13 protein-coding genes, 1 tRNA gene and 2 pseudogenes are annotated in these 14329 nt (G+C 65.2%); 8 read left to right on the forward strand and 8 right to left on the reverse strand.

All coding sequences use genetic code 11. The features are described 5' to 3' along the window. A pseudogene (locus KHC23_RS06825) lies at positions 1-221 on the forward strand (serine hydrolase domain-containing protein); the annotation flags it as partial. Between the two features lie 180 nt (positions 222-401). Here the strand turns inward: KHC23_RS06825 and KHC23_RS06830 are convergent. Together KHC23_RS06830 and cobA are read right to left on the reverse strand one after the other, a co-directional pair. Next, a tRNA-Ser gene (locus tag KHC23_RS06830) sits at positions 402-491 on the reverse strand. 82 nt (positions 492-573) lie between these two features. Continuing rightward, complete coding sequence (gene cobA / locus KHC23_RS06835; RefSeq protein ID WP_213370820.1) at positions 574-1482, reverse strand: uroporphyrinogen-III C-methyltransferase; 909 nt, start codon at positions 1480-1482, stop codon at positions 574-576. Positions 1483-1606: 124 nt separating this feature from the next. Here cobA and KHC23_RS06840 point away from each other — a divergent pair, with 124 nt between their 5' ends. Both KHC23_RS06840 and KHC23_RS06845 read left to right on the forward strand, forming a co-directional pair. Continuing rightward, entirely contained in the window at positions 1607-2182 is a 576-nt protein-coding gene (locus KHC23_RS06840) for a LysR substrate-binding domain-containing protein (RefSeq protein WP_271188741.1), read from the forward strand. Between the two features lie 139 nt (positions 2183-2321). Further along, a complete protein-coding gene (locus KHC23_RS06845; protein ID WP_213370822.1) occupies positions 2322-2528 on the forward strand; it encodes a hypothetical protein in 207 nt (68 codons plus the stop codon). Between the two features lie 101 nt (positions 2529-2629). Here KHC23_RS06845 and KHC23_RS06850 read toward each other — a convergent pair whose 3' ends face one another. Both KHC23_RS06850 and KHC23_RS06855 read right to left on the reverse strand, forming a co-directional pair. Further along, complete coding sequence (locus KHC23_RS06850) at positions 2630-3391, reverse strand: SDR family oxidoreductase (protein ID WP_213370824.1); 762 nt, start codon at positions 3389-3391, stop codon at positions 2630-2632. A 280-nt stretch (positions 3392-3671) separates the two neighbouring features. Next, on the reverse strand, positions 3672-4277 hold the full coding sequence (locus tag KHC23_RS06855; RefSeq protein ID WP_213370826.1) for a TetR/AcrR family transcriptional regulator: 606 nt from the start codon (positions 4275-4277) through the stop codon (positions 3672-3674). A gap of 85 nt (positions 4278-4362) precedes the next feature. Here KHC23_RS06855 and KHC23_RS06860 point away from each other — a divergent pair, with 85 nt between their 5' ends. The 3 genes from KHC23_RS06860 to KHC23_RS06870 are packed head-to-tail and all read left to right on the forward strand — an operon-like array spanning position 4363 to position 9294. Then, positions 4363-5481, forward strand: coding sequence for an efflux RND transporter periplasmic adaptor subunit (locus KHC23_RS06860; protein ID WP_213370828.1), 1119 nt, complete (start codon positions 4363-4365; stop codon positions 5479-5481). Further along, positions 5478-8588, forward strand: coding sequence for an efflux RND transporter permease subunit (locus KHC23_RS06865; protein ID WP_213370830.1), 3111 nt, complete (start codon positions 5478-5480; stop codon positions 8586-8588). The genes KHC23_RS06860 and KHC23_RS06865 overlap by 4 nt, the downstream gene beginning before the upstream one ends. Before the next feature lie 46 nt (positions 8589-8634). Next, complete coding sequence (locus tag KHC23_RS06870) at positions 8635-9294, forward strand: SDR family NAD(P)-dependent oxidoreductase (protein ID WP_213370832.1); 660 nt, start codon at positions 8635-8637, stop codon at positions 9292-9294. Positions 9295-9647: 353 nt separating this feature from the next. Here KHC23_RS06870 and KHC23_RS06875 read toward each other — a convergent pair. Together KHC23_RS06875 and KHC23_RS06880 are read right to left on the reverse strand one after the other, a co-directional pair. Next, a pseudogene (locus KHC23_RS06875) lies at positions 9648-10673 on the reverse strand (IS110 family RNA-guided transposase). A 218-nt stretch (positions 10674-10891) separates the two neighbouring features. Next, positions 10892-11572, reverse strand: coding sequence for an ArsR/SmtB family transcription factor (locus tag KHC23_RS06880; protein ID WP_213370842.1), 681 nt, complete (start codon positions 11570-11572; stop codon positions 10892-10894). A gap of 79 nt (positions 11573-11651) precedes the next feature. Between KHC23_RS06880 and KHC23_RS06885 the strand changes: the two genes are divergently transcribed. Both KHC23_RS06885 and KHC23_RS06890 read left to right on the forward strand, forming a co-directional pair. Next, positions 11652-12005, forward strand: a complete 354-nt coding sequence (locus tag KHC23_RS06885) for a DsrE/DsrF/TusD sulfur relay family protein (RefSeq protein WP_213370834.1) — start codon at positions 11652-11654, stop codon at positions 12003-12005. A 14-nt stretch (positions 12006-12019) separates the two neighbouring features. After that, positions 12020-13192: an MFS transporter gene (locus tag KHC23_RS06890; protein WP_213370836.1), complete on the forward strand. Its 1173-nt coding sequence runs from the start codon at positions 12020-12022 to the stop codon at positions 13190-13192. Between the two features lie 255 nt (positions 13193-13447). Here KHC23_RS06890 and KHC23_RS06895 read toward each other — a convergent pair whose 3' ends face one another. Then, entirely contained in the window at positions 13448-13894 is a 447-nt protein-coding gene (locus KHC23_RS06895; protein WP_213370838.1) for a CopG family transcriptional regulator, read from the reverse strand. Positions 13895-13899: 5 nt separating this feature from the next. After that, entirely contained in the window at positions 13900-14199 is a 300-nt protein-coding gene (locus tag KHC23_RS06900) for a hypothetical protein (protein ID WP_213370840.1), read from the reverse strand. Positions 14200-14329 lie beyond the last annotated feature (130 nt).

The following is a 14329-nucleotide window of genomic DNA, read 5'->3' on the forward strand; positions in this document are numbered from 1 at the left end:
GGATTCGGCAGGGCTATGGCTATATGTGGTGGACCCTTCCCGAGGACATTTGGGGGAAGAACGCATTCTACGCGTCCGGCTATGGCGGCCAGATCATAGCCGTTGTGCCGACGAAACGGCTCGTTGTCGTGCAGACCGTTGATCTCAAGCAAAATCAGAAGGGCATCCGCACGAGCGCCTTCATCGACCTTTTAAAGGAGATCGCCTCCGCTTCACGGTAAGGGGCCGGGCCGCAGCGCACGACCGGGCGCCCGTAGGACCGCAAGAGCGCGGCCCCAGCGAGGGGGCGCTCAATGGTCGATCGGGGCGCGCAGCAGTTCAAAAATGTGGGGTAAAATGAGGGTGGCTGGGTTAAGTCAGTCGTAAAGAGCCTTGTAAATCAAGGCTTTAGACGAAATAACTGGCGGAGAGGGTGGGATTCGAACCCACGGTACGCTTGCACGCACAACGGTTTTCGAGACCGTCCCGATCGACCACTCCGGCACCTCTCCACACGCGCGGCGCGGAAGTCACCCGCGCCCTGGAGCGCAGGCTCCATAGCCGAGGCGGGCCTTCCGCACAAGTACCCGCCGCTTATGGCAGCTCGGCATCGCGCAGAATAGGTATGTTGAAACCGTGCCCATGGCGCGCCGCGCCGTCCGCGTCGGTGCCGGCCGGGACCAGCCCCGTCGGGCCGCAACGGACCTGCCGGAAACCGGGATCGTCGCCGGCGCCGAGGGCGGCGCGCAGCGCCACGTTGGCGCCGAGAGCGATAATGACCGGAGGGGCCAGATGGGCGGCTTCCACATCCGGCAGAAGGCGCTCCAGACGGCTGAGGAGCACGCGTTGATCGGGAAGGGTCGCGTTCGAAATCGCCGCCGCGGGCGTTTCCGGCGCCATGCCCGCCGCCAGGAACTGGGCGACGATGTCGCGCAGCGCGCCGAGCGCCATGTAGATGACCAGTGGCAGGCCCGTTCCGGCGAGTCGCCGCCAATCTACCGGGGCGGCGTCGCGCGTCGTCACGTGGCCGGTCAGGAAGATCACGCCGTGATTGGTCAGGCGCGAGGTCAGCGGAATTCCCGCGGCAGCCAGGCCTCCGATGCCGGCCGTGATCCCCGAGACCACGTGGAACGGCATACCCGCGCGGGCGAGGTCCGCCGCCTCTTCCGCGCCACGGCCGAAGACGAACGGGTCGCCGCCCTTGAGGCGAACCACGCGAAGGCCGGAACGGGCGAGTTCCATCAGCCGCGCGGTGATGTCCGATTGCCGGGCCGACGGCTTGCCGCCCCGCTTGCCGACATATTCGCGCGACGTCCGGCCGGGCACCAGGGCCAGGACGCCCTCCGACACCAGCGCGTCATACACCACGACATCGGCGTTCTGCAGCGCGTGCAGCGCGGCCAGAGTCAACAGCGCCGGATCGCCGGGACCCGCGCCGACCAGCCAGACGGTACCGGGCCGGAAGGTCGGCAAATGCGACTGGACGCTCTCGAGGTCAATCACGGCGCACCTCTCTTATCTGCTGACCTGCCACTGCGTTTATCCTCCACGTCGATTTAGAGTCCGGCCTTCTGAAGGACGGACAGATGAAGCGAGCACGGTTCACGGAAGAACAGATCAGCCGCGCATCTCGCTGGAGGTCGAGGTCGCGAGCCCGGACGATGCGCTTACAAGCTTGCTGGCGGGCAGCGCGGACGTTGCGGCGATCTTCAATCTCATGCCGCGCCGGGACATCCACGTTCATTGGAGCGCGGAACTACCGTTCGGCTGCGTCGTGGCGCCCGATTACGCGCTGGCGCGAAGCGAGACGGTCAGCCTTCAGGAAGTCGTGGCTCACCCCATCGCGCTGCAGAGCAAGGCGCTGATGATCCGCCGCTATCTCGACGCGCGCTATGGCTGGCTGTTTGCCGATCCGCACAAGGCGCTGGTCACGAATTCCCTGCAACTCGTCAAGCAACTCGCCCGGGGCGGAAGCTATGTGGCTTTCACCTCGGAACTCGACGCAGCCCCCGAAATCATTGCCGGCACGCTCGTCTTCTTGCCCGTCCGAGACAAGGGAGCAGAGCCGCAGACCGTCTCAGTCGCGATTGATGCCAAGAAGCCGCTGTCACGCATCGGGCGGATCGTCGTCGACATGCTGACGAACGAGATCATGGCCTCGCTCCAGCACGCTCGCGCCGCAGGTCGCGACGCCATCAAATGAGCTTCCTCGTTATGTTTGTCACCTTACGCCATACGTGGCGGGGCGGGGAACCGTCGTCTTTCTCAATTTGACGTATTCATTTTTGCATAGGATTTTACATGGCCTTCCTGGCCCCTTGCCTTGGCCGCCAGTGTCGTCATTGATCGACGCGACAGACGACTTCACGATGTCCGTCTACTCGGTGCAACTGCGTCAGCTGGTCCGCGAGGCGGTACACGGCAACGTCTGCTTTCAGGAAATCGCTAATCCGATCTCTACGGCCGAGATCGGGGCGCACAGCGGGAATCACTTCCCCAAATGGGGCCGGGAGCGGTTGGTCAGCTATCGGATAGCGAATGCCGTGTAGCTGACCGTCCGCACCGCGACTCAACGTCGTCGCCCCTTCAGCTACACGTAGGTCCTTAGGCGGACATGCCTGCGATTGCCCAAGCGACGCAGACAGATGCTTCAGACCAGGCGTACCGAGATCCCGCCATCGGCCAACATTGGACTCCCGGTTACGAAAGACGATCGGTCGGACAGAAGGAATAGCGCCGCTTGCGCGATCTCTCGAGCTTCAGCCATCCGCTTCATCGGATGGAGGCTGGCAACGAAGTCGAGGACGGCTGCGTTGCCCTGGCCGCCGGCTGGCGTGATCGTGCCGCCGGGCAGCAGGGCATTGATGCGGATGCCATCGGCGGCGTGCTCCGAGGCAAGGGAGCGCATCAAGCCGATCTGCCCCGCCTTGGTGGCCGCATAGGCCCCCATACCAGCCAAGCCTCCGTTGCTGAAGCCGACGAACGACGACGTGAAAACGATGGAGCCAAACCCTTGCTTCTTCATGATCGGAATCTGCACCTTCGCCGCCAGGAATGCGCTCGTCAGATTGACGGCGATGACCTCATTCCAAATGGCCAACGGCATGTCGGTGGCAGGTAGCATGTCTCCTACTATCCCGGCATTGTTGAAGGCGCCGTCCAAGGCGCCGTATCGCTCGATCGCGAGTTCGACCAGCGCCAGCGCATAGGCTTCGTCCTTGACGTCGCCAGAAAGATGAACGGCTGCTCCAACCCCGCCCTGGACGATCTCGGCCGCAAGCTCATCCAACTCGGTGTTGCGCCTGGCTCCGAGAACGAGGTTAGCTCCCTCGGCTGCGAAAAGGCGTGCCGCAGCAGCTCCGATCCCACTGCTTGCTCCGGTCACGATGATGGTCTTGCCGTGTAGTTCCATGGTGTATCCCTCCGAGCTATGTCAGCCCGGAGAACCAATTCCCGACCCCAAGCTCGGCAGCCACCCGATTCCCCCGTACGCTCCCCGCCGATAACAGGGCCGTGTTAGGCCGCGCTTAAAGATCGGTGCCCGCTTCGGCTAGTGTCGACCGACGCGGATCGGCGGCTTCTGGCAACCGCGCCGATGATAACGGACATTCGGCTCGCCGGTGCCAGACGGCTGAATGGGGGCCGATTTTGTCATTAGCAGCCTCCTCTTCCGTCCGCGTATGTCGACCTCATCATTGCCGTGGCTTGGCGCGGGCAGCAGTCGCGGCTGTCTGAGTCATCACACTGTCTGCCGCGGCCTGCAGGAACTGCTTCGACATCTGCTCGTCGTTGACCGCACGCGCGAGCAGCACGGCGCCCGCCATGGTCGAGAGAACAGCCATGGCCTTGCTCTCCACCTCGCCGCCATCAGCCCCGCCGATCCAGCCGCCCAGTAAGGCGAGATATTCCTTGATTCCGGCTTCGAACGAGCCCCGCACATCCGCGCCGTGCCGCGCCGCATCCGAGCCGAGCGCGACGACCGGGCAGCCCTCCGATCTTTCAGCGCAGTGAGCCTCGCTGAGATAAAGATCGACCACGGCGGCGAGCGGATCATCGGGTCGGGAGACGGCGGCGGCGGACCAGCGGCCGAAAGCCTCCTGCAAGGCACGCCGGGAGGCCTGCGCGACCAGATCCTCCTTGGACTCGAACTGCTTGTAGAAGGCGCCCTGCGTCATGCCGGCGCCGGCCATCAGATCTTTCAGTCCGATGCCGTCGAAACCGTGCTCACGAAAGAGGCGGCTCGCCACGTTGATCACCGCCTGCCGGTTTTCCTCCGCCTGAGTGCGACTGACGCGCATGGCTGATCTCCTGCATTTAGATTGCGTTCGATTTCTATATCGAATATAGAGGTCAAATGCAATCTAAATTAACAGGGCGGCGGCTATGACGAAGAAGCCCATTCTCGTGGTGGCAGGTGGATTGATCGCGGTGGCCAGCGTCGGCGCCGTCGTCGCGCTGTCACTTTCCTCGCCCCATGCCGGGCCGGCAAGCGATCCCCGGCAGGACGCACCCCTCGTTCGCGTGGCGACGGTCGCGTCGGTGAGGGGCGTTGAGCGTGGCTTTACCGGCCTGATCGAGGCGCGGGTGCAGAGCAATCTCGGCTTCCGTGTGCCCGGCAAGATTGCCGAGCGGCTCGTCGATGTCGGTCAGACGGTCAAGGCGGGTCAGCCTTTGATGCGGATCGACGACACCGATCTGCGCCTTGCCCTGACTGCCAAGCGCAACGCCGTGGCCGCCGCGCGCGCGGTGCTGGTTCAGGCGAGCGCGGATGAAAAGCGTTACGCCGCACTTGTGAAGGGCGGGCTCGCCGCGACCCCCCAGCGCTACGAGCAGGCCAAGGCCGGGCTGGACACGGCGCAGGCGCAGCTCGACGCGGCGCAGGCGGAAGCCGATGTCGCCGAGAACGAGGCCACCTATTCCACGCTGAATGCCGGCACGGACGGCACTGTCGTCGCCACCCTCGGCGAGCCCGGTCAGGTCGTCGCCGCCGGCCAGACCGTCATCCAGTTGGCCCATGCCGGGCCACGCGAAGCCGTCGTGGCGCTTCCCGAAACGATCCGCCCGGCGCTCGGGTCATCGGCCAAGGCCAGCGTCTATGGCAGCACGGGCGCCCCCAGTACGGCGCGGCTGCGGCAGATTTCCGATGCCGCCGATGCCCAGACGCGCACCTATGAAGCCCGTTACGTGCTCGATGGCCCGGCGGCCTCGGCGCCGCTCGGCTCGACCGTGACGATCACCATCGCCAGCAGCGAGGATCAGCCGGCCGTGACCGTCCCCATCGGCGCGGTGCTGGACGATGGCGCACGCACCGGCGTCTGGGTTGTCGATCGCACGTCGTCCTCCGTGCACTTCGTCCCTGTCGAGATCAAACGTCTCGGTGGCGAGGCGGCCACCGTTACCGGCGTTGCGCTTGGCGCGGAAGTCGTGGCGCTGGGTGCGCATCTGCTGAAGGACGGCGCGTCCGTCAGAACGGCGGCCCTGGTCGAGGGGAGCGTCCCATGAGCTTCAATCTCTCGGCGCTCGCGGTTCGCGAACGGGCTGTCACGCTGTTCTTCATTGTTCTTCTGGCGGCTGCGGGCGGCTACGCCTTCGTCAAGCTCGGCCGGGCGGAAGACCCATCCTTCACCATCAAGACGCTGACGGTCACGGTGGCATGGCCGGGCGCCACCGCCCGCGAGATGCAGGATCTCGTTGCCGAGCCGCTGGAGAAGCGCATTCAGGAACTGACCTGGTATGACCGGGTCGAGACCATCGCGCGCCCCGGCTTTGCCTTTCTGACCGTCACGCTCAAGGACAACACGCCCCCGTTGGCCGTCGAGGAGGAGTTCTACCAGGCGCGCAAGAAGCTGGGTGACGAGGCACGCAACCTCCCGCCCGGCGTGCTCGGCCCCTTCGTCAATGACGAGTTCTCTGATGTGAGCTTCGCCCTCTATGCCCTGAAGGCCAAGGGCATGCCCATGCGCGAGCTCGCTCGGCAGGCGGAGGTCATCCGGCAGGACCTGCTGCACGTGCCCGGCGTGAAGAAGATCAACATTCTGGGCGAGCGTCCCGAGCAGATCTTCGTCGAGTTCTCCTACGCCAAGCTCGCGACGCTCGGCGTGTCCGCGCAGGACATCGCCGCCGCCCTTCAGCGCCAGAACACTGTGACCCCCGCCGGCTCCATCGACACGCGCGGCCCGCAGGTCTTCATCCGCTTCGATGGCGCCTATGACAGTATCAAGGCCATCGCCGACACGCCGATCGTGGCCGGCGGGCGGACGTTCAGGCTTTCCGATGTCGCCGAGGTGCGGCGCGGGTATCAGGATCCCGAGACTTACATCATCCGCCATGATGGCGAGCCCGCCATCATGCTGGCGGCGGTGATGCAGCAGGGCTGGAACGGGCTGGAGCTCGGCAAGGCGCTCGAGGCGCGCTCCAGCGCGATCGCCGCCACGCTACCGCTCGGCATGACGCTCGCCAAGGTCAGCGACCAGGCCGTCAATATCGACGCGGCCGTCGGCGAGTTCATGCTGAAATTTGTCATGGCGCTCGGCGTCGTGCTGTTCGTGAGTCTGGCTGCCCTGGGCTGGCGCGTGGGCATCGTCGTCGCGCTTGCGGTGCCGCTGACGCTGGCCATGGTCTTCCTCATCATGCTGGAGACCGGCCGTTTCTTCGACCGCATCACGCTCGGCGCGCTGATCCTCGCGCTCGGCCTGCTGGTCGACGACGCCATCATCGCCATCGAGGTGATGGTGGTGAAGATGGAAGAGGGTATGGACCGCATCAGGGCGGCCGCCTATGCCTGGAGCCATACGGCGGCGCCGATGCTCTCGGGCACGCTGGTGACTATCATCGGCCTGATGCCGGTCGGCTTCGCCGCCTCGGCCGCCGGCGAATATGCCGGCAACATCTTCTGGGTGGTCGGCTTCGCGCTGATCGTCTCGTGGATCGTCGCCGTGGTCTTCACGCCCTATCTCGGGGTGAAGATGCTGCCCGCCATCAAGCCGATCGAGGGCGGCCATCACGCCATCTACAACACGCCGAACTATCGGCGCCTGCGCGCGGTGATCAAATTCACCGTGCGGCACAAATTCATGACCTGCGCCGTGGTGGGCGTCGCCATGGCGCTCTCCGTCATGGGCATGGGCGCGGTCAAGCAGCAGTTCTTCCCGACGTCAGATCGTCCCGAAGTCCTGGTCGAAGTGCGCATGCCGGAAGGCACCAGTATCGAGACCACCACGGCGGCCGTGGAAAAGATCGAGCGCTGGCTGAAGGAGCGCCCCGAGGCGAAGATTGTCACCAGCTATATCGGCCAGGGTGCGCCGCGTTTCTTCTTCGCCATGGCGCCGGAACTACCCGATCCGTCCTTTGCCAAGATAGTGGTGCTGACGCCCGATGCCGCGGCACGCGAGGCGCTGAAACACGACCTGCGCGCCGCCATCGCCGAGGGGCTCGCTCCCGAAGCCTTTGTCCGGGTCACCCAGCTGGTCTTCGGGCCCTATACGCCGTTCCCGGTCGAGTTCCGCATCATGGGCCCCGACCCCGTTGAGCTGTACCGCATCTCCGAGCAGGCGCTCATCCTGATGAGCGGCGTGCCGGACGTGCGGCAGGCCAATCGCGACTGGGGCAACCGCTCGCCCGTGCTGCGCTTCGTTCCCGACCAGGACCGGCTCAACCTGATCGGTCTCTCGCCCACGGAGGCCGCCCAGCAGATGCAATTGCTGCTCACCGGCATTCCCGTCACGCAGGTGCGCGAGAACATCCGCAACGTGCCCGTCGTGGCCCGCAGCGCCGGCGACAATCGGCTCGATCCGGGCCGGCTCGCCGACTTTTCGCTGATGAGCAGGGACGGCCGACAGGTCCCGCTGGACCAGATCGGGCGCTCGGAGATCCGCTTCGAGGAGCCGATCCTGAAGCGCCGCGACCGCACGCCCGTCATCACGGTGCGTGCCGATGTCAATGAAGCGACGCAGCCGCCGGAGGTCTCCCAGCAGGTGATGCAGGCGCTCCAGCCGCTGATCGCCTCGCTCCCCGTCGGCTACCGCATCGAGATGGCCGGCAACATCGAGGAATCCATCAAGGCCAATGTCGCCCTGGTGAAGATCTTCCCCCTGATGATCGCCGCGATGCTCATCGTCATCATCCTGCAGGTCCGCAGCCTCTCGACGATGACCATGGTGATGCTCACCGCGCCGCTCGGCCTCGCCGGCGTGGTTCCAACCTTGATCCTGTTCAACCAGCCCTTCGGCTTCAACGCCATTCTGGGCCTGATCGGGCTTGCCGGCATCCTGATGCGCAACACGCTGATTCTGACCGAGCAGGTCAAGGAGAACAAGGCAGCCGGCCTCGACGACTATCACGCCGTCATCGAGGCGACCGTCCAGCGGACGCGGCCGGTGATCCTGACCGCACTGGCGGCGGTGCTCGCCTTCATCCCGCTCACACACTCCGTGTTCTGGGGATCGATGGCCTACACGCTGATCGGCGGCACCGCCGTCGGCACCGTGATGATTTTGCTCTTCCTCCCGGCGCTCTACGCCACCTGGTTCCGCATCAAGGTCACGCCTGATGAGGTCCATGCGGACGTCGCGCACAGACCCGCAACGCACCCTGCCATGGCCGCCGAGTGAGAGCGTTCAGCCGCTCTCATCGCACGCACGCTTCAAAGGAATGATCATGTCGATCACCAAAATCGTCCTCGTTACCGGGGTCTCATCCGGCATCGGCCGCGCTACCGCGCTAAAGTTCGCGGAAGCGGGCTGCCGCGTCTACGGCACCGTGCGCGATCTGGCCAAGGCGCAACCGGTTCCCGGCGTGACGCTTGTCGAGATGGACGTTCGCGACGAGGTCTCGATCGAACGCGGTATTGCGACCATTATCGCGCAGGCTAGGCGCATCGACGTCCTGGTCAACAATGTCAGCTCGGTGCTGGGCTTCCTGCCCGCGCCCTATATGGCGCTCTATGCGGCATCCAAACATGCCGTCGAGGGGCTGTCCGAGACCCTGGATTACGAAGTGCGCCAGTTCGGTATCCGCGTGGCGCTGGTCGAACCGTCCTTCGCCAAGACCAACCTCGATTTGAACGCGCCGCAGGCGGCCTCGACGATTGTCGCCTATGGAAGGGAGCGCGACATCGTTTCACGAGCGATCCAGAAGAACATTCAGAAAGCCCCCGTGCCGGATTCTGTCGCCGCCACGATCGTGCGCGCCGCACTGGGCGGATGGAAGATGCGCCATACGCCGAAGGGTGAGGCGTCCCTGCTCGCCAAACTGCGCCGCTTCATGCCTGCGGGTCCCGTGGAGAAGGGACTGAGAAAGACGTTCGGCCTTGGCTGAAGGGTGCTCGTCCCGGGTCGATTGTCCTTTTTCAGGGTAACAAGCGAGCTATTGGCGCAAAGGTGCCGAAGTGCGCCACCTCGCGAATATCCGTGTGTGGACGCCCCGTTGGATGCAAGAGGTTTTTGAGGGCATGTCGCGCGGGTTCAGGTGCTTCCGTGTGTCCGGCCTGTTGATGCAGCCATCATCACGGCTGCTGGCCTGTATGGAGATCGCGGATCGGGTCCAGATCTCTTTTGCGCGCTCGAGGCGCCCGGACATTTCACTGGTTTTCCCGACCCCGTCTGCTGACCGTTGCGCCATACCTCTCTGCTGACCTTACCTTGCGTCCCTGACGCCTCGAGCCGTGGCGGTTATGCCGCCGCGGCCGGAGCTCTGTAGGATCCGTCGTGCGCCATCAGCGCCCAGACGATCCTTGCCATCTTGTTGGCCAGTGCGACCGTGACCAGCATACGCGGCTTGCGCGCCAACATGCCGGCCAGCCACCAGCTAGCCTTGTCGGGATCGCGCGCCGCGACCTTGGTCGCCGAGCTCGCGCCTAGGATCAGAAGCCGTCGCAGGCTGCGCTCCCCCATCTTGGTCGTTCGCCCGAGCCGCTCCTTGCCGCCGCTGGAGTGCTGTTGCGGGACGAGACCTAGCCATGCCGCAAAGTCACGCCCGCGGCGGAAGGTGCTGGCGGCTGGCGCCAGTGCGACCAGCGCCGTCGCGATGACCGGACCAATGCCCGGGACGGTCATCAACCGCTGCGCCACCGGGTCTGCCTTTGCCCGGGCCGCGATCTCGCGGTCGAGAAGAGCGATCTGCGCCTGCAGTGCCTGCAAACCCTGTGCGATGACGACCAGTACCGGCCGCGCTTCAGCCGGGATGTCTGATGTGGGATCGCCTACGATCTCGACCAGCTTGCCGACATGTCCGACACCCTGCCGCACGACATAGCCGAACTCGGTGAGGTGCCCGCGCAAGGCGTTGATCAGCTGGGTGCGCTGGCGCACGAGGATGTCGCGCGTACGAAACACCACGGCCGATGCCTGCGCCTCTGCACTCTTGCCCTGAACGAACCGCATCGTCGGGCGCTGCGCCGCCTCGCAGATCGCCTCCGCGTCAGCCATGTCGTTCTTCTGCCGCTTCACGAACGGCTTCACGTACGCCGGCGGGATGAGCCGCGTATCGTGGCCCAAAGCAGCGATCTCGCGGGCCCAGTAGTGGGCGCTCGCGCAAGCTTCCATCGCCACGACGCACCGTGGCAACGACGCGAAGAATGCCAGAACCTGGTCACGCCGCAGCTTCTTGCGCAGGATCGCGTTACCGCCCCGGTCCGCGCCGTGAACCTAGAAAACCGACTTGGCCAGATCGATGCCGACTGTGCTAATCTCGCTCACGGACACCTCTTCCAGTGGTGATGAACACTCCACTCTGGCACATCGATGCCGTCAGGGGGCGTCCACCCCATCGCTTTCGGGCCGCGGCCGTTGCCACATCAATAGCCGAGATGGCGGCGCGTTGCCGACTGGCCGGATCCGACCCCATCCAAGTCATTCGGGGCCAGCAACGCTGGGCCTGGAAGCAGTTATACCGTTGGGGGATTATGGTCCGTAAACTACCGCTGTGTCCCCTGCAGAACTGGCTCCACGACCATCCCTGCCGCTCTCCATTCCGGCAAGCCGTCTTCCAGTCGGCGGGCGCTGAATCCGCGCTTGCGCAATTCTGCAACGGCTTCGAAAGACATTACACACCAGGGGCCACGGCAGTAGGCGACGATCTCACGGTCGGTGCGAAGATCGGGCAGCAGGCTGTCGAGTTCGGATAACGGTACATTGATCGCGCCGGGCAGATGGCCGAGCGCGAACTCGTCGGCCGGGCGCACGTCGATGACGGTGACCAGACCCTCCTTCATGCGCGATACCAGTTCGTCGCGCGTGACCGGCTCCATATCGTCATGGCGGTCGAACCAGCCCCTCACCACGCGCTCCACCTCTGCCGAATGGTGCTCCGCGACCACACGAATGGCGGCAAAGGCGGCGAGCACGCTGTCGTCGGCCAGACGATAATTGATGAACTTGCCGTCACGGTCGGAAGTGACAAGACCGGCCCGGCGCATGGCCTGGAGATGCTGGGAGACGTTGGCTATCGGCAGGCCGAGCTTGGTCGCCAGCGCATCGACGCTGCGCGGCCCCTGCGCCAGATGCTCGACCAGCTCCAGCCGCTGCGGGTTGCCGAGCGCCTTGGCCACGGCGGCGAACTGCACGTAGAGCGCCTGCTTGGGATTGCGGATTGACATGCCGGTCATGGTCACGTTAGCTCATTCAATAGAATTATTGAATGAAGAATAACACACGCCGCTGCGAGGGGCAAAGCGCATGAAGACGCTCATCATCCTCAACGATCCGCCCTATGGCACCGAACGCTGCTACAACGGGCTGCGGCTGGCCCACGCGCTCGCCAAGGCCGACGCGGCGAACACCGTCACTGTGTTCCTGATGGCCGATGCAGTCGTTGCCGCCAAGGCAGGGCAGAAGACGCCGGACGGCCACTACAATATGGAACGGATGCTAAAGCGTATCGCCTCCGGCAAGGGCGAGGTGCTGCTGTGCGGCACCTGTATGGACGCGCGCGGCTTGAGCGAAGCCGAGATGATGGAGGGCGCGCGCCGCAGCACGATGGATGAACTGGCGGCCAATACGATCGCCACCGACAAGGTGCTGGTGTTTTGATGGCGCCCTCGTTCATGCACAGGCAGGTCTTCCTGCTCGCCGGCGCGCAGGCGCTGTTCCAGACAGCTTCGGTAATGGTGATGACGGTAGGCGGGCTGGCCGGTGGCCACATCGCCTCGCGGCCCGAACTGGCCACCATGCCCATCGCGGCGATGTTCCTCGGCACGGCTGCCTCCACCTTCCCGGCCTCGATGTGGATGACCCGCGTGGGCAGGCGGGCCGGCTTCGTGCTGGGCGCGCTGCTCGGCGTGGGAGGCGGCATTGCGGGTGCGGCGGGCATCTGGATCGGCTCGCTGCTGCTGCTCTCCTTCGGCACCTTCCTCATCGGCGCCTATCAAGCCTTTGCGCAATTCTACCGCTTCGCGGCGGGCGAGGTCGCGAACGATGCCTTCCGATCGCGCGCCATCTCGCTGGTCCTGTCCGGCGGCGTGGTGGCCGCGCTGGCGGGGCCGATGGTCGGCCGCTTCGGCGCGGAACTGTTCCCGGCCGAATATGCGGGCTCGTTCTTGCTGCTGGCGCTGGTGTCCCTTGCCGGGGCGGGCCTGCTCTCCGCCTTGCGCGTGCCCGCGCCGAGGGAGAAAGCGGGCGTATCCGAGGCGGGCCGTTCGTGGTGGGCCATCGTCTCGCAGCCCGCCTATCTGGTTGCGCTGTTCGGCGCGGCGACCGGCTACGGGGTGATGATCCTCGCCATGACCGCGACGCCGCTGGCCATGGTGCATCACCATCACGATCTCTCGACGGCCGCCACCGTCATCCAACTCCATGTGCTCGGCATGTTCCTGCCCTCCTTCGTCACTGGCTCGCTGATAGCCCGCTTCGGCGTGCTCCAGATCATGCTGGCAGGCGTACTGATCCTCGCCGGACACGTGTTGCTCACCCTCACCGGAACCGGCTTCGGCTCCTTCGCGAGCGCGTTGACCCTCCTCGGCGTGGGCTGGAACTTCCTCTATATCGGCGGCACGACGCTGCTCACCACCACCTACACGGCGACAGAGCGTGGCAAAGCGCAGGCGACCAACGACATGACGATCTTCGCGGTCGGTCTCGCCTCGTCCTTCAGCGCCGCTGCTCTGCTTCAGACGTTCGGCTGGCAGACGCTCAACGTCCTGCTCCTGCCCTGGCTTGCCGTCGCCGCCGCATCGCTCGCCTGGCTCGGCTACAGGCGCAGGAACGTGGAAGTGGCGTAGGCATGATTAGCGCTGCAGGCGCATAGCCGCTGCCCCCGGCATACACGTCAAGTTTAAGCCTTGGTCGGCATCGGCATGCCCGTTCTCTGAGCGTAGCAGTCCAGAAGCTGCCATCCCGCTCTCCACCCCATTTCGGTCTTAGCACCGACCAAAGAAGAAGGTCTGCTTTCGGTACTCGGCCAAGGCCGGATGAATGACTGGAATGGCGGCGCAAAGCGGACGTCGCTGAAAGGGCAGTCGTGGGGCAGGTATGGGTCAACTCCGGCCGCCCCCATCTTCCTCTGATCCCCCAACATCCTCAACGATCTCCTGCCGCAGCTGCGGCCCCTTGGCGAGGCGCCGGCCGAGGGCGCGGGTGTAGGCCGCGTAGCGCTCGGAGACCTTGGCCCGCGCAGCCTGGGCCGCGGGTTCGGGAAGCGCGGGGGTGGTCGCGAGCCAGAAGCGGATGAAGGTGGCGAAGGCCTCGGTCGAGATGCTGAGATCCCGCTCCAGCCGGGCCAGGCGGCGATCGATCTGGCCGAGGCGCCGGGCAAGCGCGGCCTCCTGGCGCTCGGAGCTGTCGGGCGACAGAAAGGAGGCGATCGCGGCCTGGGCGATCAGGGACATGGACTGGCCGCGCTGGGCGGCGTAGTGCGCGAGCAGGTCCATGATGTCGGGCTCGAGATAGACCGAGATCTGCGCTTTCTTCGTGCGAACTGCCATGGCGATCACAGCTCCATGCCGTCATTGGGATTGAGGCTGACCTGTCGGGCGACGCTTTGCATGAGGCCGGTCATGCGCCGGTTCCGGGTGGCGACGTCCTCCATCTCGTCGTCGCGATCCGTGTCGAACTCGAACTCATTCTCGATGGGCTGGCTTTTCTCGACCGGCTTCACGCGGCTGAGCTCGAGCTGGTGCCTGTGCTCAGAGCCGGTCGGGTCATCGTCTCGACCTTCGTCGGCGGTGCTCCCGGCCAAGCCCTCCTGTGGTGCGGGCACCGGCAGCGCGGTCCAGTCATCGTACTGCAAGGCCGAACCACGAGTGGTCGTTGGCGGCGGCATGAGCCGGTCCCGGAAGCGCACGTCCTCATAGTAGCGGGCCTTTGGCCTGCTGCCGGTTTCGTGGACGCGCAGTTAAGCTAATCCCACCTGCCGCTCG

Source organism: Ancylobacter dichloromethanicus (genome assembly GCF_018390645.1).
In the GTDB taxonomy this organism is placed as follows: domain Bacteria; phylum Pseudomonadota; class Alphaproteobacteria; order Rhizobiales; family Xanthobacteraceae; genus Ancylobacter; species Ancylobacter dichloromethanicus.